The following is a 20,152-nucleotide window of genomic DNA, read 5'->3' on the forward strand; positions in this document are numbered from 1 at the left end:
CAAGACTTACCCTCATTCGCACCCGATTGGGAGCGGCCTTCCCCCGATTTTGCCGCCCGGGGACGATCCTCCCCGGCCGGCGAACGAGCTACCGCGGCGCCATGCGGATCGCGCCGTCGAGGCGGACGTCCTCGCCGTTGAAATAGCCGTTGGTGATCATGGTGAGCGCAAGCTGGGCGTACTCCGGGGCGGCGCCCAGGCGCTTGGGGAAGGGCACCGAGGCGGCCAGCGCCTCCTTCACGTTCGGCGGCGCGCCCTGCATCAGCGGGGTGTCGAAGATGCCGGGCAGGATGGTGTTCACCCGGATGCCGTCGTTCATCAGGTCGCGGGCGATCGGCAGGGTCATGCCGACGATGCCGCCCTTGGAGGCGGAATAGGCGGCCTGGCCGATCTGGCCGTCCTCGGCGGCGACCGAGGCGGTGTTGATGATCACCCCGCGCTCGCCGTCGGCCAGCGGCTCGAGATCCAGCATGCCCTTGGCCGACTTGGCGATGCAGCGGAAGGTGCCGATCAGGTTGATCTGGATCAGCCAGTTGAACGCCTCGATCGGGAAGTGCTTGGTCTCGCCGGTCTGCTTGTCGCGGCTGGCGGTCTTGAACGCGTTGCCGGTGCCGGCGCAGTTGACCAGGATGCGCTCCTGGCCGTGCGCCTGGCGCGCCTTGGCGAAGGCGGCGTCGACGTCCTCGTCCGAGGTCACGTTGACCTTGCAGAAGACGCCGCCGACGTCCTTGGCGACCGTTTCGCCCTTCTGCTCGTTCATGTCGAAGATGGCGACCTTGACGCCCTTGGCGGCGAGCGCCCGGACCGTCGCCTCGCCAAGGCCCGAGGCGCCGCCGGTGACGACCGCTGCGACATTCGAATTCAGTTCCATGGACGCCTGCCTCCCGTAAGATCGGATCGAAGTGGTGCGAGCGTTTAGCGCGATGAGCGGAGCCGACAAAGCGTCACCCCACGTCAATGGCGTGCTGGACCCGGCCCGGGCGCTCGTGCCGCGGGTCGTCAGGCTGAACGAGCGGATCGTCGCCAAGGGCTTCTGGCCGAAGCTGAAGAAGGTCGCCGCCCACGCGCCCTTCGCCGCCGAGGCGCTGTCGGTCTGGTACTGCGTGCAGGACCCCGAGACGCCGGCGCCCGCGAAGGGGATGATGCTGGCGGCGCTCGCCTATTTCGTGCTGCCCACCGATGCGATCCCCGACTTCATCGCCGGCATCGGCTACACCGACGACGCGGCGGTGTTCGCGGCCATGATGGCGCTGGTCGGCCGCAACGTGAAGCCCCGCCACCGCGCGGCCGCCAAGGCTGCCGTCGACCGGATTCGCGAGCGGCCCTAGAACGCCCGCGCAGCCTGGGCCGCGCGCAGGTTCATGACGTGCTCGCGCCAGGTGATGAAGGCGGTCGCCGCGACCACCACGGCGGCGCCGGCCATGGTCCAGGCGCCGGGCAGCTCGTGGAACAGCAGGAAGCCCGCGGCCGCGGCGAACACCAGGCGGGTGTAGTCGAGCGGCGCCATGGCTGCGGCGTCGCCCTCCTGCATGCCCTTGATGTAGCACCACTGGTTCAGCGTCGCGATCGCGCCCATGGCGGCGAGCAGACCGAGGTCGCGCAGGCTCGGCCAGCGCCAGTCGAGCACCGCGCCGGGGATCGCGAAGATGGCGCCCAGCACCGCCGACCAGACCAAGAGCACCATCGGCGCATGGTCGCGGGTCATCACCTTCATGCCGATCACCGTGAAGGTGAACAGGAAGGAGGCGGCCAGCATGGCGAGCGCCGGCACGCCCATCGCGAACTGTCCGCCGGCGCCGGGCCGGACCATCAGCAGCACGCCCGCGAAGCCCACCACGGCCGCGGCGATCCGGGGCGGCCCGATGCGCTCGCGCAGGATCAGGGCGGCGAGCGGCACCATCCAGAGCGTGCGGGTGAACGACAGCGCGTTGGCGTCGGCCAGCGGCATCTTCTGGTAGGCGTAGAACGAGGCGATCATGCCGATCGTCCCGGCGCTGGCGCGGAAGATGAGGATCCCCGGCCGGGTCGTGGCGAAGGCGGCGCTGCGGTGGCGGATGATCACCGGCGCCAGCACCAGCAGGCCCGCCGCCTGGCGGTAGAAGGTCTGCAGCGCCGCGGAATAGTCCGCGCCGAGGTACTTGATCAGCGTGGTCATCGCCGTGAAGGTCACCGCCGAGGCGAGCATCCAGAGCGCGCCCCTGACGTTGCCGCTCAGGCGCGGCCTGGCGACGGAAGATGCTGCGACGGCCACGCGGGGTCAGTCGACGGTGACCACCACCTTGCCCATGGCCTTGCGGCTGGCCAGGTGCTTGATCGCCTCGGCGGCCCGCGCCAGCGGGAAGCGCTCGGAGACGAACGGCTTGATCTTGCCGTCGTGGTACATGGCCAGCAGCTCGGCGACGCTCGCCTGGTGCTTCTTCGGGTTACGCGACACCCACGAGCCCCAGAACACGCCGACGATCTCGCAGCCCTTGAGCAGGGCGAGGTTGAGCGGGATGCGCGGGATGTCGCCGGCGGCGAAGCCCACCACCAGGTACTTGCCCTCCCAGGCGATGGACCGCAGGGCGGGCTCGGCGTAGTCGCCGCCCACCGCATCGTAGATCACGTCCGCGCCGTTCGCCCCGCAGGCGTCCTTGAAAAGCTGCGCGAGCGCCTTCTGGCCGTCGCGGTCGAACGGCCCCCGCCCATAGACCACGCCCTCGTCGGCGCCGTGCCGCTTGCACAGATCGACCTTCTCCTGGGAAGAGGCGGCCGCGATCACCCGGGCGCCCATGGCGTGGCCGAGCTCGACGGCGGCCAGCCCCACGCCGCCCGCCGCGCCCAGCACCAGCAGCGACTGGCCGGGCTGCATCCGGGCGCGGTCCTTCAGCGCGTGCCAGCTCGTGCCGTAGGTCATGATGAAGGCGGCGGCCTCGTCGAACGGCATGGAATCGGGGATCTTCACCAGTCGGGCGGCCTCCAGCGCCAGCTCCTCGGCCATGCCGCCCCAGCCGGTGTTGCCGAGCACCCGGTCGCCGGGCCTGACGTTGGTGACGCCCTCGCCGATCGACTTCACGATCCCGGCGATCTCGCCGCCGGGCGCGAACGGCCGGGCCGGCTTGAACTGGTACTTGTCCTCGATGATCAGCACGTCGGGGAAGTTGACGCCGACCGCCTTGATCTCGACCACGGCGAAACCCGGCTTGGCGTCCGGCGAGGGGATGTCCTCCAGCACCAGGGTGTCGGGCCCGCCCACTTCCTTGCTCAGCAGCGCCTTCATCCGATTCTCTCCCCGCGGGCTGGCGTCCAGGCGGCGGACGCTAGACCACTCGAACGGATGTTTGAAGCTCGCTCTCACCGGCTGCAACATTCCGGCAGGAAACCGGTGGTATCGCCGGCGACGCAAAGGCGCGCGGCGCCTGGGAGGACTGGGGATGAACTCGTGGCTCACCGCCGCCGCGCTCGGCGCCGCAGCCCTGACGCTGACCGCCGCGGACGCCCTCACCGGACCCGCCCGGGCGCAGGCGCCGGCGGTCCAGCTCCCGGCGCACGTCGACGATTTCCAGCTGACCGACCAGACCCGCTTCGCCCAGCGGCTCTATTACTACGCCTACGCCCCGGCGATCGTGCTGATGAGCGAGACCAGCGGCTCGCCGGTCTCGGAAGCCGCGGCGGCGAAGCTGGAGACGCTGGCGGCGAGCTTCCGGCCGAAGGGCGTGGTGTTCTTAGGCCTGGATTCCAGCCTGCCCGACAACCGCGAGGCCGTGGCCGCGGCCGCCGCGAAGCAGCATCTGACCGTGCCGATCCTGATGGACGAGCAGCAGCTGGTCGGCGAAGGCCTGGGCGTCCAGCGCGAGGGCGAGGTCTACGTCATCGACCCGAAGTCCTGGACGATCGCCTACCACGGCCCCGTCTCGCAGGCCGATCAGGCGATCGCCGCCGTGATCGCCGGCAAGCCGCCCGAGGTCGCGCGCGCCGCGGTCGCCGAGGGCCGGCCCATCGCCTTCCCCGCCCGCACGAAGGCGGCGGAGTTCGCCAATATCTCCTATGCCCGCGACGTCGCGCCGATCCTGCAGGACAAGTGCGTCTCCTGCCACATCAAGGGCGGCATCGGCCCGTTCGCCATGACCAGCTACGAGGTGGTGAAGGGCTTCTCGCCGATGATCCGCGAGACGATCCGCACCCGGCGCATGCCGCCCTACTACGCCGACCCGCACATCGGGGCGTTCAAGAACGACCAGGGGCTCACCTCGGAGCAGACCAAGACCCTGGTGCACTGGATCGAGGCGGGCAGCCCGCGCGGCTCCGGCCCCGACCCGCTCACGGCCAACGCCGGCAAGACGGCGCCGGAGTGGCCGGTGGCGCTCGGCAAGCCCGACGTGATCATCGACCTGCCGGCCTTCCAGGTGCCGGCGAGCGGCCTCGTGGAGTACCAGAACCCGGTCGTCGACAACCCCTTCAAGCAGGACGTCTGGCTGCACGCCGTGGCGATCAAGCCGGGCGACCGGCGGGTGCTGCACCACGTGGTGTCGAACACCGTGTCCGACCCGAACCACCCGGCGGACATCCCCGGCGGCTCGGTGGGGTCCTACACGCCGGGCGCCCAGCCGCAGATCATGGCTGACGGCTCCGGCGCGCCGGTGCCCGCGGGCGGCAAGCTGCACTTCCAGATGCACTACACGACCATGGGCCGCGAGACGACGGACAGGACCCAGGTCGGCTTCTACCTGCTGAAAGCCCCGCCGGAATTCATCAAGCGCTCGGTGGTGATCGGCAACTTCAACCTGACGATCCCGGCCGGCGCCCAGCACCACACCGAGGTCGCCTACCTGACCTTCCCGGCCGACGCCTGGCTCTACACCCTCTATCCGCACGCCCACTACCGCGGCAGCCACGTGGAGCTGAAGGCCAGGACCCCCGACGGCAAGGAGACCCTGCTGCTCTCGCTCCCCAAGTACGACTTCAACTGGCAGCGCGACTACGACCCGGTGAAGCCGATCCTGGTGAAGGCCGGAACCAAGCTGATCGCCACCTGGGTCTACGACAATTCCGCGCACAATCTCGCCAACCCGGATCCGAAGCGGACCGTCACCTGGGGCGAGCAGACGCCCGACGAGATGATGTACTTCCGGCTGAACTACCGCTGGGCTGACGAGCGCGTCGGCCATGTGCGGGGCGACCTGCAGCAGAAGCTGCAGGCCTCGGGGCTGATCGGGGCGCTCGACACCAACGTCGACGGTGTCGTCGAGCCGAGCGAGCTGCGCGGCCGCATGGGCGAGATGCTGAAGGCCCGCTTCGCCGCCCTCGACGCCAACCACGACGGGGTGCTGGACGCCGCCGAGCTGCAGGCCGCGATGCCCCGCGGCCGCATGGCGCGCCGGCAGGCCGAGACGCCGGACCTGTAGCGGCTCCCGCGCCCCGGCGATTTGGACCGCCGCCGCCGCGCGCCTATATTGCGCGCCCGCCTCACCTGGGACGCAAATCTTGGGCGCAAGCCTCGATCTTTCGCGCGCAGCGGCAAGGCCGACTGCGGCTTCGACGCCCAACATCGCGGGCATGACCCGCGAGGAGCTGCGCGCTGCCATCGTGGCGGCGGGCGTCGCGCCGCCGGAAAAGGCCCGCATGCGCGCCTCGCAGGTCTGGCGCTGGATTCACCACTACGGCGTCACCGATTTCGGCCGCATGACCGACGTGGCGAAGGAGACCCGCGCCGCCCTCGGCGAGGCCTTCGCCCTGGCGCGGCCCGAGGTCGTCGAGCGGCAGGTCTCCCGCGACGGCACGCGCAAGTGGCTGATCCGGACCGCGCCCGGGATCGAGGTGGAGACGGTCTACATCCCCGATGTCGGCCGGGCCGGGGCGCTCTGCGTCTCCAGCCAGGTGGGCTGCACGCTCAACTGCACATTCTGCCACACCGGCACCCAGGCGCTGGTCCGAAACCTCACCGCCGCCGAGATCGTGGCCCAGGTGCAGGTCGCCCGCGACGATCTCGGCGAATGGCCCTCGCCCAAGGCGGACCGCCGGCTCTCCAACATCGTCTTCATGGGCATGGGCGAGCCGCTCTACAATCTGGACAGCGTGGCCGACGCTATCGACATCATCGCCGACCACGAGGGGATCGCGATCTCCCGGCGGCGGATCACCGTCTCGACCTCGGGCGTGGTCCCGGAAATCGGGCCCTTGGGGACACGCACCCAGGCCATGCTGGCGATCTCGCTGCACGCCACCAACGATGAGCTGCGCGAGACGCTGGTGCCGCTCAACAGGAAGTATCCGCTGGCCGAACTGATGGCGGCGGTGAAGGCCTATCCGGGGCTCTCCAACGCCAAGCGCGTCACCTTCGAATACGTGATGCTGAAGGGCGTCAACGACAGCCCCGCCGAGGCCAGGGCTCTGGTGAGGCTGCTCGCCGGCATCCCGGCCAAGATCAACCTGATCCCGTTCAACCCCTGGCCCGGCTCGACCTACGAGTGCTCGGAGTGGCCCACCATCGAGGCCTTCGCCGCGATCCTCAACCGCGCCGGCTACGCCTCGCCGATCCGCACGCCGCGGGGTCGCGACATCCTGGCCGCCTGCGGCCAGCTGAAGAGCGAGAGCGAGAAGCTGCGGGCCAGCACCCGGCGCAAGGTCGAGCGGGCCGCGTCCCCGGCATGAGCGCTCAGGCGGCGGCTGGCGCGGGCTGCGCGGCGGGCGTGCGATGCAGGCGGCCCAGCAGCAGGAACAGCAGCGCCGGCGGGATCGCCATCAGGCCGGTGCCGATGAAGGCGGTCGCGTAGGCGCCCAGCAGCCCGTGGCTCGGCGTCAGCGCCTCCACCGTCTCGCCCGAGAAGCCCTTCAGGAACTTGCCGAGCAGCGCGTAGGTCGACGACAGCAGCGCGTACTGGGTGGCGGTGTAGCCGAGGCTGGTCAGGCTCGACATGTAGGCCACCAGCGCCACGCCGGCGAAGGCCTGGGCGAAGCTGTCCAGGCTCATCACCGCGGCGAACACCGGCATCTCCGCATGGTAGGCCAGCAGGGCGAACGCCGCCGTGCCCAGTCCCTCGATCAGCACGCCGATCATCAGCGCCCGGAAGACGCCCAGCCGGATCGAGGCCAGGCCGCCCAGCGCGATACCGGCGAAGGTCGCCGCCAGGCCAACCGAGCCGCGCACCAGGGCCACCGTGTCCTTGGTGAGGCCGAGGTCATGATAGTAGGGATTGTACATCGGCCCCATGACGAAGTCGGGCAGCCGGTAGAGCGCCACGGCCAGCAGCATGATCAGGCCGACGGCCTTGTGCTTGCCGAAGAACTCGACAAAGGGGCCGACCACGGCGTCGAAGAAGCCGCGCGGCGTCCAGAGCGGCGCCTTGGCCTGCAGCGCCTGCTCGGCGCGCGCCGGCTCGAGCGCGAAGGCGGTCGCGGCCACGCCGACGCTCATCAGCACGGCCATCCCGACATAGGACATCGGCCAGCCCACCCGCGCGGCCGTCGCGATGACCAGGGCGTCGGTGACCAGGAGCGCGATGCGATAGCCGAGCTGGTAGGCGGAGGTGAGCAGGCCGAGCTCGTCCGAATCCGCCGCCGATTCGATCCGCCAGGCGTCGATGACGATGTCCTGGGTGGCCGAGGAGAAGGCGGTGACCAGGGCGAAAGCGCCGATCGCCGTGAGGCCGGCGCCCATGCCGATGCTCGCCATCCCGATCAGCCCGGCGATCACCAGCAACTGGGCCAGGAGCATCCAGCCGCGCCGGCGGCCGAGTCGGCCCAGGAGCGGCACGTCGACCCGATCGACGACCGGCGACCACAGCACCTTGATGGAATAGGCGAGCCCCACCCAGGAGATGAAGCCGATGGCCTTCAGGCTCGTGCCGGAGTCGCGCAACCAGTAGCCGAAGGTGTTGGCCGTAAGCAGGAACGGCAGGCCGGAGGCGAAGCCCAGCGCCAGCATCACCGCGATCTTCGGCTGGCGCACCGCGCCCAGGACCTCCAGGACGGTGCGCTTGCGGCGCGCCGGCGCGCCGGAGCTTGCGGTCATGCGAATCGTCGCTCCGAAGCGAGCGCCCCCGCGCCCCGATCAGGCGAGCTTGGCGTGCGGCGCGGCCGGCGTCCAGACGCGGCCTATCCAGCGCGTCAGGATGGCGCGAAGGGCGTCGGGCGAGAGCGGCTTCACCAGGAAGTCGTTCATGCCGGCCGCGAGGCAGGCCTGGCGGTCCTCTTCGAAGGCGTTGGCGGTGAGCGCCACGATCGGGGCGGCGACGCCGAGACGGCGCAGGGCGCGGGCGGTGTCCTCGCCCGAGAGGCCCGGCATGCGCATGTCCATCAGGACCAGGTCGTAGGTCCCCACGCCGCAGGCGGCGATCGCCTCCTCCCCGCAGGCCGCCTGGTCGACGGCGCAGCCCTCGCGCGCCAGCAGCGCGCGGCCGAGCATGGCGTTGATCGGATTGTCGTCCACCAACAGAACGCGCGCCCCGGGCGCGGCCGCCTGGGCGATGCGCTCGTCGTCCTGATCCACCGCTGCGGCAGAGGCCTCGCCCGCCGCGATGCGCACCCGCTCGACCAGCGAGGCGCGGCGGAGCGGCTTGATCAGATAGCCCGCGAAACCGGCCTCGCGATAGCCTGGGATCGCCTGCCGCTCCTTGGCCGAGAGCATGACGATCGCCGCGCGGTCGGAGGGCGGCCGCAGCTTGCGCCCGGGCGTCGCGAGGGCGTGATCGAGGATGAGCACGTCGCCCGGCCCGGTCGCGGCCAGCGCCTGGGCCAGACTCTCGCCGCTCGCCGGGTCGCCGCCACAGTGCGCCACCTGCCGACGCACCGCCTCGCGCAGCATCGGGTTGGCGCTGGCCACCGCGATTCGCCGCCCGGCGAGCGACAACGGTTCGCGCGGCGCGCGGACGCGGAACGCCGCCTCCAGCCAGAACAGCGCCCCGCCCTCGGGCCGCGGCTCGACGCCCACCTCGCCCTGCATCGCCTCGGCGAGCCGGCGGGCGATCGCCAAGCCCAGGCCCGCCCCGCCGAGCGCCGCATGCGCCACCTCGGCCTGGGCGAAGGGTTCGAAGATCCGCTCGCTGGCCTCGGGCGAGACGCCGGGGCCGGTGTCCTCGACCGAGAAGCGCACGCGCCCCGGCGCGACGACCTCGGCGCAGACCAGAACGCCGCCGGTGCGGGTGAACTTGATCGCATTGCCCGCGAAGTTGAGCAGGATCTGGCGCAGGCGCCCCTCGTCCGCGTCGATCTCCCCCAGGCTCGCGGGCGCGCTCCAGGCGACCTCCAGACCCTTCTCGCGGGCGCGCGGCGCCAGCAGCTCGCAGACGCCGCGCAGCAGGGCCTCGACCTCCACCGGCGCGGCATGCAGCTCGAGCCGCGCGGCGCCGAGCCTGGCGAAATCCAGCACGTCGTTGACGAGCGTCAGCAGGTGCTCGCCGCTCTCGCGAAGGGCGAGCACATAGGCCCTTTGCTCGGCGCTCAGGCGGGTGCCGTCCAGCAGCCCCGCCATGCCGATCACACCGTTGAGGGGGGTACGGAACTCGTGACTCAGCGCCGCCAGTTGCTCGGCGGTGATCGCCGCGCGACGGGGACGTCGCTCGCGGAGGGGTCGGCGGGGACGGGTCATGGCCGCGCGAGGCTAGCGGCCGCGGCTTAACGGTCGGTCAAACGCCGGCGGGCGGCTCGGCCCGGGCGGCGGCCATCTCCTGGGCGAGCGCCAAGAGCGCCGAACGGGTGCGCGCGTCGGGGATGGCGTTGAAGGCGCGCAGCATCTCGATGGCCCCGGGGCGGGCCAACGCCTGGAACAGCTCGTCGTCGCCGGCCGCCGCGGCCGCATCCTCGCCGACCAGCCAGCCGACGGAGGTGGACAGCGCCGTCGCGGCCGCGACCAAGGTGGAGGCGGCCACCCGATTGGTCCCCTGCTCGTACTTCTGCACCTGCTGGAAGGAGACCCCGAGCCGCTCGGCGAGCTCGCTCTGGCTGAGGCCGAGCTGGCGGCGGCGGGCGCGGATGCGAGCTCCGATCGCGGTCTCCAACGCCGGGTGGCGACCCTGCTCGCCGTGCTCCATCACCGCCTCCGCCGGCGCTCAGCATAGCGCAAAGCCCATACCGCTGTTGCGTGAAAGTAGACGCGCGGCGCGCGGCGGCGCTTATAATGGCCCGTTATGCGCGCGCAGACCGCCACGCCTGCCGATCCCACGGGGCTGCTCACGCCCAGGGAGCGCGAATGCCTGCGGCTCGTCGATCAGCACCTGTCGTCCAAGCAGATCGCCCGCGCGCTCGGGATGTCCAAGACCTCGGTCGACACCTATTGCGACCGGGCGCGCCGCAAGCTCGGCGTGGATGACCGCTACGCCGCCGCGCGCCTGTTGCGCCAGGTGGACATCAACCCTGTCCTGACCGGATCAGGACAGCACCCGATCGGGACAGACAGCCGCCCTGCCCCGTGGCCCGATGCGCCGGCCACAACAGGGGTGAGCCATGGGCCACTGGACGAACTTCGACAATCGCGCGGTGATTGGCCGGGCGCTCCGGCTGCGCCGGGAGATCGACGACTTCGAGACCCGCTGGCCGGCCGCGCCGGCGCGGGAGGAGGCGACGCCGGGCTTTACCTGGGCGCAACTCGAGCGGCAGCTGGTCGACCTGGCGGCGACTCCGGCGCAGGCGGCGATGGCGCGGCACCTGGTTTCGGCCAACCGCAAGCTCGCGCCCTTCAAGCCGGCGGAAATGGTGCTGCGGGAGATCCTCTGCATGACCTGGGTCCTGCTGGACGAGAGCTTCCGGCCCGAGGCCTGCCCCGGCTCGGCCGAAACGACCTAGGGCCGGCCGCCCGGCTGGGCGCGATCGGCGGCGTCGCCATCGTCACGGCGCTCGCCTTCGGGGCCATGCTGGCGGGGCTGCACGCCCTGGAAGACCTGGGGCAGACTTTTTCCGGCTTCTGAACCGGATCGCAACCATACCTCGGCTACGAACGTCGCGCGCCCTCAAGGAGGCGTGCAGGAGACCTCTCATGCTCAAGCAACGTCGGATGGTGGCTGAACAGATCGCAGGCGCCCTCTTCGAAGCCGAGGCGGCGATCGACGCCGCGCTCAGCAAGACGGCCCATCTCACCGGCGTGATGCCGGCGCTTCGGCAGCAGGCGGGCCTTTCGGCGCTCGTCGGCCAGGATGCGCTGGAGCGCGCCGCCCAGGCGCTGAGCGCGCTCGCCGAGGCGCGCCGCGCCATCGTCGAGACCCACAAGGAGCTGAGCACGGCCAAGGACCAGGTCGGGCTCGGCGCGGTGATGACCTCGACCGGCGGCGACAAGCCTCCGCAGTTTGCGGCGCAGCTCGTGCGGGGTCGCCAGCTGCGAGCCGTCGGCGGCGTCCAAGCCGCCTGACCCACCGCAACAACGCTGTTTTACGAGCGCCCCGGCTCATGCAAGCTGGGGCGCTTTTCTTTTCGGGGGCCGGCGCCTGCATCCCTATCCCGCAATACCGGCCTGGCTGGGCATCGCCGTCGGCTGGACGGTCGCGGCCCTGGCGCTATGGAAGGGCGGCCGGGCCGAGCGGCTGGCGGCCCTGGGCTTCCTCGTCGCCTGGCTGGCGAGCCCGCTGCTGCGCCACGGCGGTTGGGAAGGCCCGGCCTGGACCGGGCTCTTGGTCGACGGGCTGTTCCTCGCGCTGCTGCTGTGGATCGCGCTCAGCAGCGGCCGCTACTGGCCGCTGTTCGCCGCCGCCTTCGAGCTGCTCTCGGTGTTCACCCATCTGGCGCGGCTGATCGATCCCGGGGTCCGCGCCTGGGCCTACGCCACGGCCGATGCGATCTGGACCTATCTGCTGCTGGCGGCGCTCTGCGCGGGCGTCGTCAGCCGCTGGCGCAAGGCGGCTCAGCCGATCGCCGCGGCGGATGCCGCGACCGTCGAGCCGGGCGTGACGCGGCGATAGATCAGCGCCTCGGCCACATGCACCCGGCGCACGGCCTCGGCGCCTTCCAGGTCGGCGATGGTGCGGGCGAGCCGAAGGGTTCGGGTCCAGCCGCGCGCGGTGAGGCCGCCCGCCTCGGCGGCGCGGGTGATGAGCGCGCGGGCGGCGGCGTCGAGCGCGCAGATCGTCTCCAGCCAGTCGCCTTCGGCCTGGGCGTTCAGCGCCGCGGCGCCCTCGCCCGCCCGGGCGGCGCGCTCGGTCTGCCGCTCGCGCGCCCGGCCGACCCGCGCCGCGGCCTCGGCGGTGCCCTCGGCGGGCGGCGGCAGGGCCAGATCCGCCGCGGTCACCGGCGGGACCTCCACCTGCAGGTCGATGCGGTCCATGAGCGGGCCCGAGACGCGGTGCTGGTAGTCGGCCTGGCAGCGCGGCGCCCGCCCGCAAGCCCCGCGGCCGGCGCCGCCATGGCCGCACCGGCAGGGGTTCATCGCCGCCACCAGCTGCACGCGGGCGGGGTAGCGCACGTGGGCGTTGGCGCGGGCGACGACCACTTCGCCGGTCTCCAGCGGCTGCCGCAGCGAATCCAGCGCCTGGGCCGAGAACTCCGGCAGCTCGTCGAGGAACAAGACGCCGTTGTGCGCCAGGCTGACCTCGCCGGGCTTGGCCTTCAGGCCGCCGCCGGTGAGCGCGGCCATGCTGGCCGAGTGGTGCGGACTGCGGAACGGCCGCGCGCGGGTCAGCTGGCCCTTGGCGATCAGCCCCGCCACGGAGTGGATCATCGAGGTCTCGAGCAGCTCCTCCGGCGTCAGCGGCGGCAGCAGGCCCGGCAGGCGGGCGGCCATCATCGACTTGCCCGAGCCGGGCGGGCCCACGAACAGCAGGTTGTGGCCGCCGGCGGCGGCGATCTCCAGGGCGCGCTTGGCGTTCTCCTGGCCCTTGACGTCGCGCAGGTCCGGCGCGCGCTCGGCGTCCAGCATCGGGCCGGGCCTCGGCGGCGACAGCATCTGGGCGCCGCGGAAATGGTTGACGAGGGCGATCAGCGACGGCGCAGCGAGGATCCGCGTCTCGCCGGCCCAGGCCGCCTCCGGCCCGCAGGCCTCCGGGCAGATCAGGCCCAGATCGAGGGCGCCGGCGGCCACGGCGGCGGGCAGCGCGCCGGCGACCGGCGCGATCCGCCCGTCCAGCGACAGCTCGCCCATGGCCGCCCAGCCGGCCAGCGCGTCCGGCGGGATCACGCCCATGGCGGCCATCACCGCCAGCGCGATCGGGAGGTCGTAGTGGCTGCCGACCTTGGGCAGGTCGGCCGGCGCCAGGTTGGCGATGATCCGCCGGCCGGGCATGGCCAGGCCCAGGCCGGTGAAGGCCGCCCGGACGCGCTCGCGGCTCTCCGCCACGGCCTTGTCGCCGAGGCCCACGACGATGAAGGCCTGCTCGCCGGAGGTCAGCTGCACCTCCACGTCCACGCGCACGGCCTCGACCCCCTGGAACGCCAAAGTCATCACGCGCGCGGACATGGCCGGCCCTCAACAGCTTGTGTGTCACCGGAAGTTATCCACAAGACCCAGGAACGACCGTGGCCATATGGCGAACTTAACCGGAACATTAGGTGAAGGCGTAGCTTATCGCGGGTTGCATCGCAAGGCGCCGCTTCAAACCTGGGCGCGAACCGCTTCGATACGTTCCCACATGATCTCGGCCGCGTCGACGCCCGAAAACCGCTTCAGGGACATCGCGCCGGTCGGCGAGGTGACGTTGATCTCGGTGAGGTAGCCGCCGATCACGTCGATGCCGACGAACATCAGTCCGCGCGCCTTCAGCTCGGGGCCGATGCGGCCGCAGATCTCGCGGTCGCGGGCGGTGAGCTCCACCGGCTCCGGCGTCCCGCCGACCGCCATGTTGGAGCGGATCTGGCCCTTCTGCGGGACGCGGTTGATCGCCCCCACCGCCTCGCCGTCGACCAGCAGGATGCGCTTGTCGCCCGCCGTCACCGCGGGCAGGAATTTCTGGAGGATGACCGGCTCATCGGCGATCTGGGCGTGTAACTCGAGGAGGGCGTCGAGATTCGGGTCGTCGGCCGGATGGCGCGTCACGCCCGAGCCGCCCTTGCCGTTCAGCGGCTTCAGGACGACGTCGCCGTGGCGGGCGCGGAACTCGCGGATCGCCTCACGGTCCCAGGTGATCAGCGTCGGCGGCTGCAGATCGGGGAACCTGGTGACGAACAGCTTCTCCGGCGCGCTCCTGACCTCGGCCGGGTTGTTGACCACCAGGGTTTCGGGGTGGATCGCCTCCAGGAAGAAGGTGGCGTCGATGTAGCGCATGTCATAGGGCGGGTCCTGGCGCATCAGGACCACGTCGAAGCTGGCCAGCTCCACGCGGCGGACCTCGCCGAGGGTGGCGTGCCCGCCCTTCACCCGCTGCACGCTGACGTCCCGGCCTCGGGCGAACACCCGGCCGTCCTCCATGGCGAGGCGCTCGGTCAGGTAGACGAACAGCGAATGTCCGCGCGCCTGGGCCTGCTCCATCATCAGGAAGGTGGTGTCGCCCTCGATGTTGATCCCTTCGATGGGATCCATCTGCACGGCGACCTTCAGCGGCATGCGCCCTCTCCCCGGGTTCGACGAGCAGGGACATAGGGCCTGGGATGCGGTTCGGCTAGTTCAGCCTGAGCCTCACCCGCTCGCGGTGGGCGCGGGCGGCCAGCGCGGCGCCGCCGTCCAGGGCCGTGGCGCGGGCCAGGGCCTCCAGCGCGCCGGCCAGCGCGCCCTGCCCCTCGCGGGCGGCGGCGACGTCCAGCCAGGGGTGGTGGTCGGTGGGATCGAGCAGCGCGCGCCTCAGCGCCGCCCGCTCGGCGCGGGGATAGTCGTGCACGGCGCTGGCGCGGGCGAAGATGGTGTTCTGCAGCCGGATCAGCACCGCGCGGTCGGAAACCGGCGCCATCAGCCGGTCGAGCCGGTCGGCGACGTTGGGGGTCAGGCCCGCGTGCAGGGCGCGCCGGGTGAGCTCGGAGGGCAGCACCACCCGGCCCTCGGAGAAGGGATCCAGGGCCAGCGGGCCCTCGTCGGTCTCGATGCGCAGCAGGAAGTGGCCGGGAAAGTCGACCCCCTGGACATGCAGGCCGCACTGGCGCGCCACGTGCAGGTAAAAGACGCCCAGCGCCACCGGCAGGCCCTTGCGCCGCTCCGCGACCGACAGGATGTCGGCGTTCTCGGGGTTCTCGTGGGTGAACAGGTCGCCGCAGAGCCGCAGGTCGCCGGCCATCGCCTCGGCCAGGGCCTCCTCCGGGCTCTCGCGTTGCAGGCGCGCCTTCAGCCGCTCGACGCCGGCCCGCCCCAGCTCGCGGCCGACCTGCGGATCGCGCGCGGGATCCTCGTGGATGGCGCAGGCGAGCGCGGCTTCCAGCAGCGGAAATCCGCCGTCCTCAAGCCCCCCGGCCTCGAGCAGGAAATCCTCGGCGTCTTCGCGTGTCATCCGATCCGCCAGGCGCCCTCAGGCCCCCTTCCAAGCGTCCGGAATATGCACAGGAAGCCGGCCCGGCGCGAGAGCCATGAGGTCGAGGCGAACCGACGCACCCGCCAGCGCCGGACGGCGCGCCGCGAGGCCCGCGCCGGCCCGTCGCAGCCTGGCGCGCTGGTCCGGGCTCACGGCCTCCATGGCCGCGGTCAGGCTGGTGCGGCGCTTGACCTCCACGATGGCGAGCGTGCGCCCGCGCAGCGCCAGGATGTCGATCTCGGCCTGCGGCGTCCTGAGCCGGAACCCCAGGATCCGGTAGCCCCTGGCCATCAGCCAGAGCGCGGCCAGGAGCTCGCCGCGGCGTCCGGCGCGACGGCCGGCGAGGCCTCTTGCGGCGCGGGCTTCGCTACGCGCGCTCATCGCTTGAGCGCCAGGGCGCGGCGGTAGAGCTCGCGGCGCGGCAGGCCCAGCGCCCTGGCGACCTCCGCGGCGGCCGCGGCGGGCTTGAGGCGGCTGAGCGCCTCGACGAGCGCCGCCTCGGCGTCCGCCGCGCTCGCCGCCGTCTCGCGGCCGGCCGCGACCAGGACCACGAGCTCGCCCTTCGGCCGGGCGAACTGCGGATCCGCGGCGAGCGCGCCGAGCGGTCCGCGCACGATGGTCTCGTGCAGCTTGGTGAGCTCGCGGCAGACCACGGCCTCGCGGTCGCCGAACACGGCCGCCATGTCGGCGAGGCTGGCCGCCAGCCGCGAGCCGCCCTCGAAGAACACCAGGGTGGCGCGGATCCCCGCCAGCTCCTCAAAGGCGCGCCGCCGCGCCGCGCTCCGGGGCGGCGGAAAGCCCGCGAACAGCACGCGGTCGGTGGGCAGGCCGGCGGCCGAGAGCCCGGCGATCAACGCCGAGGCCCCGGGGATCGGGATCACCGCATGGCCCGCCCCGGCGGCCTCGCGCACCAGCCGGTAGCCGGGATCGGAGATCAGCGGCGTGCCGGCGTCGGAGACCAGCGCCACGCGCGCGCCCTGGGCGAGCGCCGCCAGCGCCTTCGGCCGCGTGCGCGCCGCCGCATGCTCGTCGTAGCGCTCCAGCCGGGCGGCGAGCCCGAACGCCGAAAGCAGCTTGCCGGTGACGCGGGTGTCCTCCGCCAGCACCAGGTCGGCGGCCGCCAGCACGTCGAGCGCGCGCAGGGTGATGTCGCGCAGGTTGCCGATCGGCGTCGCCACGACGTAGAGCCCCGGCGCGAGCGGGGCCGGGTTCAGTGCGGGCGGCGGCAGGGGGCGGGCCATGCCCGCGAGGCTTCACTGCTCCGCGGCGGCCTGGCAAGTGCGCGCGACGCGCCTCTGCTACAGTGGGGCGGGGGTTCGCATGCGCGTCGCAGTCATCGGAGCCTACGGCCTGATCGGGTCCTACGTGACCGCCCGCCTGCTGCGGGAGGGCTGGAACGTGGTCGGCGTCGGGCGCGGGACGGCCGCCGCCGCCCGCCGCCAGCCCCGCGTCGAATGGGCGGCGGCGGACCTGCGCCGCATGGACCCGGCCCGGTGGCGGCCGGTGATCGAAGGCGCGGCGGCTGTCGTGAACTGCGCGGGCGCCTTGCAGGACAGCTCCCGCGACGACCTCGAGGCCACGCACGTGAAGACCGTCGCGGACCTGATCCAGGCCTGTGGCGAGGCCGGGGTTCGCCGCTTCGTGCAGATCTCGGCCGCCGGCGCGCCGAACGGCGTGGGCCGCTTCGGCCGGACCAAGCGGGCCGCGGAGCAGGCGCTGCAGGCGTCCGGGCTGGACTGGGTGATCCTGCGCCCGGTGCTGGTGATCGCGCCGGCGGCCTATGGCGGCGGCGCTCTGTTGCGCGGCCTGGCGGCGTTTCCGGGCGTCATCCCGGCGTTCCGGCCCGATTCGGTCGTGCAGACGGTCGCGGTCGAGGACGTCGCCGAGGCCGTGGTCCGGGCGCTCGATCCCCGCGCGCCCGCCCGCGTGGCCTACGATCTCGCCGCGCCGGAGCCGACGCGCCTGGGCGAGGTGCTGCTGGCGCTCCGGGCCTGGCTCGGCCTGCCGCCGGCCCGTGTCGTCGCCATCCCGCCCTGGCTGGCGCGGACGCTCGGTCGCGCCGCGGACGCGCTCTCGGCGCTCGGCTGGCGCAGTCCGATGCGCAGCGCCACCCTGGCGCAGCTCGTCGCCGGCGTGCGCGCCGAGGACCCGGCGGAGGCGCCGGCGGTCCGGCTGCGCAGCCTCGCCGAGGTCCTCGCCCAGCAGCCGTCCGGCGTTCAGGAGCGCTGGTTCGCGAGGCTCTACTTCGTCAAGCCGCTGGCGCTCGCCACCCTGGCGGCGTTCTGGGCCGTCTCGGGCGCGATCGGTCTGCTCCGCCATGCGGCGGCGGCCCGCCTGCTGAGCGGCGCCGGCGTTTCGGGCGGTCTCGCCGAAGCCCTGGTGATCGGCGGCGCGGTCTGCGACCTCATGCTCGCCGCCCTGGTCTGCGCCCGCGCCACCGCGCCCCTGGCCCTGCGCGGCATGATCCTGCTCACCGGCCTCTATCTGGCTGGCGCGAGCCTCTGGGCGCCCGGGCTCTGGTCGGATCCGCTCGGGCCGCTCGTGAAGACCCTGCCCGCCGCCGTCCTGGCGCTCGCCGCGCTCGCCATGATGGACGAGCGATGAGCCTCTTCCTCGTCCTCAAGGCGCTGCACATCGTGGGCGCGACGGTGCTGTTCGGCACGGGCGCGGGCATCGCCTTCTTCATGGCCATGGCCCACCGCACCGCCGATCCGCGCATCGTCGCCCACACCGCCGGCGCGGTCGTCGTCGCCGACGCGGTCTTCACCGCCACGGCTGTGGTGCTGCAGCCGATCACCGGCGCGGCGCTCGCCTCGATGGGAGGCTATCCCCTGTTCCACGGCTGGATTGCGCTCAGCCTGGCGCTCTACCTGCTGGTCGGCGCCTTCTGGCTGCCGGTGGTCTGGATGCAGCTGCGCATGCGCGACCTCGCCCGGCGCGCCGCCGCCGAGGGCGCGGGCCTTCCGCCCGCCTATCGCCGGCTGTGGCGGCTGTGGTTCGCCTGCGGCGTTCCGGCGTTTGCGGGCGTGCTGGCGATCATCTGGCTGATGACCGCCAAGCCCTCGCTCTAGGTCGCGAGCTCGGCCGTGAGACGGTCCAGCACCAGCCGGCCTGCAGGCGTGGCGCGCAGCCGCTCCGGGTCGGGCGCCAGCAGCCCCAGCGCGGTCAGCTCGGCGATCCTCTGCGGCGCGATCTCGAGCTCCGCCAGCGCTTCGAGCGGGACGCCGTCCGCGAGCCGCAGGCCGGTGAGCAGGCGCTCCTCCGCAGCTTCCCGGGGCGACAAGGGCTGACGGGTCTTCAGGCTCATGCCGGTCCGGGTCACGCGGCGGATGTAGTCGGCGGGCTTGGGCTCGGCGTAGGTCGCCTGGCGGACGCCGCCGATGGTGATCCGCCCATGCGCGCCCGGCCCGCAGCCGAGGTAGTCCTGGCCTCGCCAATAGATGAGGTTGTGGCGCGAGCGGGCGTCCGCGCCGCGCGCGTGGTTGGAGACCTCGTAGGCTTCGAAGCCGGCGTTTCCGAGCACCGCCTGGGTGGTCTCGAACAGCGCCGCGCCGGTGTCGGCGTCCGGCGGCGCCCAGCGGCCCCGGCGCACCGCGAGATCGAAGGCGGTGCCGGCCTCGACGGTCAGCTGGTAGGGCGAGACGTGCTCCGGGCCCAGCGCCAGCGCCCGGGCGAGCTCGTCCGCCCAGGCCGCGGGCATCTGCCCCGGACGGGCGTAGATCAGGTCGATCGAGAGCCGGGGAAAGACGGCGCGGGCGGTTTCGGCGGCGCGGCGTCCTGCCACAGCGTCATGGTTGCGGCCGAGGAAGGCCAGGGCCGCGTCGTCCAGCGACTGCAGGCCCAGCGACAGGCGGTTCACCCCGGCGCCTGCGAACGCCCGGAAGGCGGCGGCCTCGGCGTCGGTCGGATTGGCCTCCAGCGTCACCTCCAGGTCGGGCGCCGGGGTCCAGAGCCGTCGCGCGGCCTCGATGATCTGCGCCGCCCAGCCGGGGTCCATCAGCGAGGGCGTGCCGCCGCCGAAGAAGATGGAGGTCAGGGTGCGCGGCCCGGTCAGCGCGGCCTGCGCCTCCAGGTCGAGCGCGATGGCGCGGGCGAGGGCGGCGGGCTCCTCGCCTGCGCGGGCGCGGACCACGTTGAAGTCGCAGTAGGGGCAGATCCGCGCGCAGTACGGCCAATGGACGTAGACGCCGAGCGGCGCGGGGCCGGTCAAACGAGGGCGGCCTTCAGCTTCGCGTAAGCCCGCGCGCGATGGCTCATCTGCGCCTTCTCGGCCGGGTCCATCTCGCCGAACGTCTGGCGCCGGCCTTCGGCCATGAAGATCGGATCGTAGCCGAAGCCGCGCCCGCCGCGCGGCGGGAAGGTCAGGGCGCCGTCCACGCGACCTTCGACCACCACCGCGGGTCCCCCTGGCCAGGCGATCGCCAGAGCGCAGGTGAACCAGGCGGCGGTGTCGTCGCTCTCCGCCGCGTCCAGTCGCTGCTCCACCTTCTGCATGGCGAGGTCGAAGTCCCGCCCCGGCCCCGCCCAGCGCGCGGAGTAGACGCCGGGCTGCCCGCCCAGCGCCCGCACCGACAGGCCGGAGTCGTCGGCGAGCGCGACGAGCCCGCTCGCCTCGGCCGCGGAGCGGGCCTTCAGCAGCGCATTGCCGGCGAAGGTCGATTCGGTCTCCTCCGGCTCCGGCAGCGCCAGGTCAGCGGCGGTCACCACGTCGAACCGATGCTCCAGCATCTCCGCCAGTTCGCGCGCCTTGCCGGGATTGTGGGTCGCTATGACCAGGCGCGTCCCCGGCTCGAGCTTCAGGGCCATGGCCTTCGCCTCCTTGG

General features: G+C 72.6%; 21 protein-coding genes and 1 pseudogene. 9 read left to right on the forward strand and 13 right to left on the reverse strand.

Annotated features, from left to right (window positions below; all coding sequences use genetic code 11):
• Positions 1-88: 88 nt before the first annotated feature.
• The gene (locus VLI41_RS03670) at positions 89-871 is read right to left on the reverse strand and encodes an SDR family NAD(P)-dependent oxidoreductase (protein WP_325266701.1); all 783 of its coding nucleotides are present in this window, start codon (positions 869-871) and stop codon (positions 89-91) included.
• A gap of 52 nt (positions 872-923) precedes the next feature.
• On the opposite strand from VLI41_RS03670, the gene VLI41_RS03675 reads away from it, so the two are divergent.
• The gene (locus tag VLI41_RS03675; RefSeq protein ID WP_325266702.1) at positions 924-1,328 is read left to right on the forward strand and encodes a YkvA family protein; all 405 of its coding nucleotides are present in this window, start codon (positions 924-926) and stop codon (positions 1,326-1,328) included.
• On the opposite strand, the gene VLI41_RS03680 is transcribed toward VLI41_RS03675, so the two are convergent.
• Positions 1,325-2,251: a DMT family transporter gene (locus VLI41_RS03680; protein WP_325266703.1), complete on the reverse strand. Its 927-nt coding sequence runs from the start codon at positions 2,249-2,251 to the stop codon at positions 1,325-1,327. The genes VLI41_RS03675 and VLI41_RS03680 overlap by 4 nt on opposite strands.
• Before the next feature lie 6 nt (positions 2,252-2,257).
• Positions 2,258-3,259 (reverse strand): NADPH:quinone oxidoreductase family protein, encoded by a 1,002-nt coding sequence (locus VLI41_RS03685; protein WP_325266704.1) that lies wholly within the window; start codon positions 3,257-3,259, stop codon positions 2,258-2,260.
• A gap of 154 nt (positions 3,260-3,413) precedes the next feature.
• On the opposite strand from VLI41_RS03685, the gene VLI41_RS03690 reads away from it, so the two are divergent.
• On the forward strand, positions 3,414-5,384 hold the full coding sequence (locus VLI41_RS03690; protein ID WP_325266705.1) for a redoxin domain-containing protein: 1,971 nt from the start codon (positions 3,414-3,416) through the stop codon (positions 5,382-5,384).
• Between the two features lie 79 nt (positions 5,385-5,463).
• Positions 5,464-6,630: a 23S rRNA (adenine(2503)-C(2))-methyltransferase RlmN gene (gene rlmN / locus VLI41_RS03695; RefSeq protein ID WP_325266706.1), complete on the forward strand. Its 1,167-nt coding sequence runs from the start codon at positions 5,464-5,466 to the stop codon at positions 6,628-6,630.
• 4 nt (positions 6,631-6,634) lie between these two features.
• Here rlmN and VLI41_RS03700 read toward each other — a convergent pair whose 3' ends face one another.
• From VLI41_RS03700 to VLI41_RS03710, 3 genes are read right to left on the reverse strand one after another with little or no spacing between them, the layout of a single operon-like run.
• Positions 6,635-7,990, reverse strand: coding sequence for an AmpG family muropeptide MFS transporter (locus tag VLI41_RS03700; RefSeq protein WP_325266707.1), 1,356 nt, complete (start codon positions 7,988-7,990; stop codon positions 6,635-6,637).
• A 39-nt stretch (positions 7,991-8,029) separates the two neighbouring features.
• A complete protein-coding gene (locus tag VLI41_RS03705) occupies positions 8,030-9,565 on the reverse strand; it encodes a response regulator (RefSeq protein WP_325266708.1) in 1,536 nt (511 codons plus the stop codon).
• Positions 9,566-9,602: 37 nt separating this feature from the next.
• A complete protein-coding gene (locus VLI41_RS03710) occupies positions 9,603-10,007 on the reverse strand; it encodes a helix-turn-helix transcriptional regulator (protein ID WP_325266709.1) in 405 nt (134 codons plus the stop codon).
• A 96-nt stretch (positions 10,008-10,103) separates the two neighbouring features.
• Here VLI41_RS03710 and VLI41_RS16815 point away from each other — a divergent pair.
• From VLI41_RS16815 to VLI41_RS03725, 4 genes and pseudogenes are all read left to right on the forward strand, one after another.
• Positions 10,104-10,295: pseudogene (locus tag VLI41_RS16815) on the forward strand (response regulator transcription factor); the annotation flags it as partial.
• A 124-nt stretch (positions 10,296-10,419) separates the two neighbouring features.
• Entirely contained in the window at positions 10,420-10,758 is a 339-nt protein-coding gene (locus VLI41_RS03715) for a hypothetical protein (RefSeq protein ID WP_325266710.1), read from the forward strand.
• 190 nt (positions 10,759-10,948) lie between these two features.
• Positions 10,949-11,317 (forward strand): hypothetical protein, encoded by a 369-nt coding sequence (locus VLI41_RS03720; protein ID WP_325266711.1) that lies wholly within the window; start codon positions 10,949-10,951, stop codon positions 11,315-11,317.
• The gene (locus VLI41_RS03725) at positions 11,256-11,864 is read left to right on the forward strand and encodes a hypothetical protein (protein WP_325266712.1); all 609 of its coding nucleotides are present in this window, start codon (positions 11,256-11,258) and stop codon (positions 11,862-11,864) included. The genes VLI41_RS03720 and VLI41_RS03725 overlap by 62 nt, the downstream gene beginning before the upstream one ends.
• On the opposite strand, the gene VLI41_RS03730 is transcribed toward VLI41_RS03725, so the two are convergent.
• From VLI41_RS03730 to rsmI, 5 genes are all read right to left on the reverse strand, one after another.
• The gene (locus VLI41_RS03730) at positions 11,807-13,354 is read right to left on the reverse strand and encodes a YifB family Mg chelatase-like AAA ATPase (RefSeq protein ID WP_325266713.1); all 1,548 of its coding nucleotides are present in this window, start codon (positions 13,352-13,354) and stop codon (positions 11,807-11,809) included. The two genes, VLI41_RS03725 and VLI41_RS03730, sit on opposite strands and share 58 nt — an antisense overlap.
• 135 nt (positions 13,355-13,489) lie before the next feature.
• A complete protein-coding gene (gene gshB, locus VLI41_RS03735) occupies positions 13,490-14,437 on the reverse strand; it encodes a glutathione synthase (RefSeq protein WP_325266714.1) in 948 nt (315 codons plus the stop codon).
• Between the two features lie 55 nt (positions 14,438-14,492).
• Positions 14,493-15,308 carry a transglutaminase family protein gene (locus tag VLI41_RS03740; protein ID WP_325266715.1) on the reverse strand — a complete coding sequence of 272 codons (816 nt, stop codon included), beginning with the start codon at positions 15,306-15,308 and terminating at the stop codon, positions 14,493-14,495.
• An 18-nt stretch (positions 15,309-15,326) separates the two neighbouring features.
• The gene (locus tag VLI41_RS03745; protein ID WP_325266716.1) at positions 15,327-15,710 is read right to left on the reverse strand and encodes a YraN family protein; all 384 of its coding nucleotides are present in this window, start codon (positions 15,708-15,710) and stop codon (positions 15,327-15,329) included.
• Positions 15,707-16,570 (reverse strand): 16S rRNA (cytidine(1402)-2'-O)-methyltransferase, encoded by an 864-nt coding sequence (gene rsmI, locus VLI41_RS03750; protein WP_325266717.1) that lies wholly within the window; start codon positions 16,568-16,570, stop codon positions 15,707-15,709. Before rsmI ends, VLI41_RS03745 begins: the two co-directional genes overlap by 4 nt.
• 79 nt (positions 16,571-16,649) lie before the next feature.
• On the opposite strand from rsmI, the gene VLI41_RS03755 reads away from it, so the two are divergent.
• Both VLI41_RS03755 and VLI41_RS03760 read left to right on the forward strand, forming a co-directional pair.
• Positions 16,650-17,933: an SDR family oxidoreductase gene (locus VLI41_RS03755; RefSeq protein WP_325266718.1), complete on the forward strand. Its 1,284-nt coding sequence runs from the start codon at positions 16,650-16,652 to the stop codon at positions 17,931-17,933.
• Positions 17,930-18,400 carry a DUF2269 domain-containing protein gene (locus VLI41_RS03760; protein WP_325266719.1) on the forward strand — a complete coding sequence of 157 codons (471 nt, stop codon included), beginning with the start codon at positions 17,930-17,932 and terminating at the stop codon, positions 18,398-18,400. Before VLI41_RS03755 ends, VLI41_RS03760 begins: the two co-directional genes overlap by 4 nt.
• On the opposite strand, the gene hemW is transcribed toward VLI41_RS03760, so the two are convergent.
• Positions 18,397-19,539, reverse strand: coding sequence for a radical SAM family heme chaperone HemW (hemW, locus tag VLI41_RS03765; protein WP_325266720.1), 1,143 nt, complete (start codon positions 19,537-19,539; stop codon positions 18,397-18,399). The two genes, VLI41_RS03760 and hemW, sit on opposite strands and share 4 nt — an antisense overlap.
• Positions 19,536-20,135, reverse strand: a complete 600-nt coding sequence (rdgB, locus tag VLI41_RS03770) for an RdgB/HAM1 family non-canonical purine NTP pyrophosphatase (protein ID WP_325266721.1) — start codon at positions 20,133-20,135, stop codon at positions 19,536-19,538. The genes hemW and rdgB overlap by 4 nt, the downstream gene beginning before the upstream one ends.
• Between the last annotated feature and the right edge of the window lie 17 nt (positions 20,136-20,152).

This window comes from Phenylobacterium sp. (genome assembly GCF_035475775.1).
Lineage (GTDB): Bacteria > Pseudomonadota > Alphaproteobacteria > Caulobacterales > Caulobacteraceae > Phenylobacterium.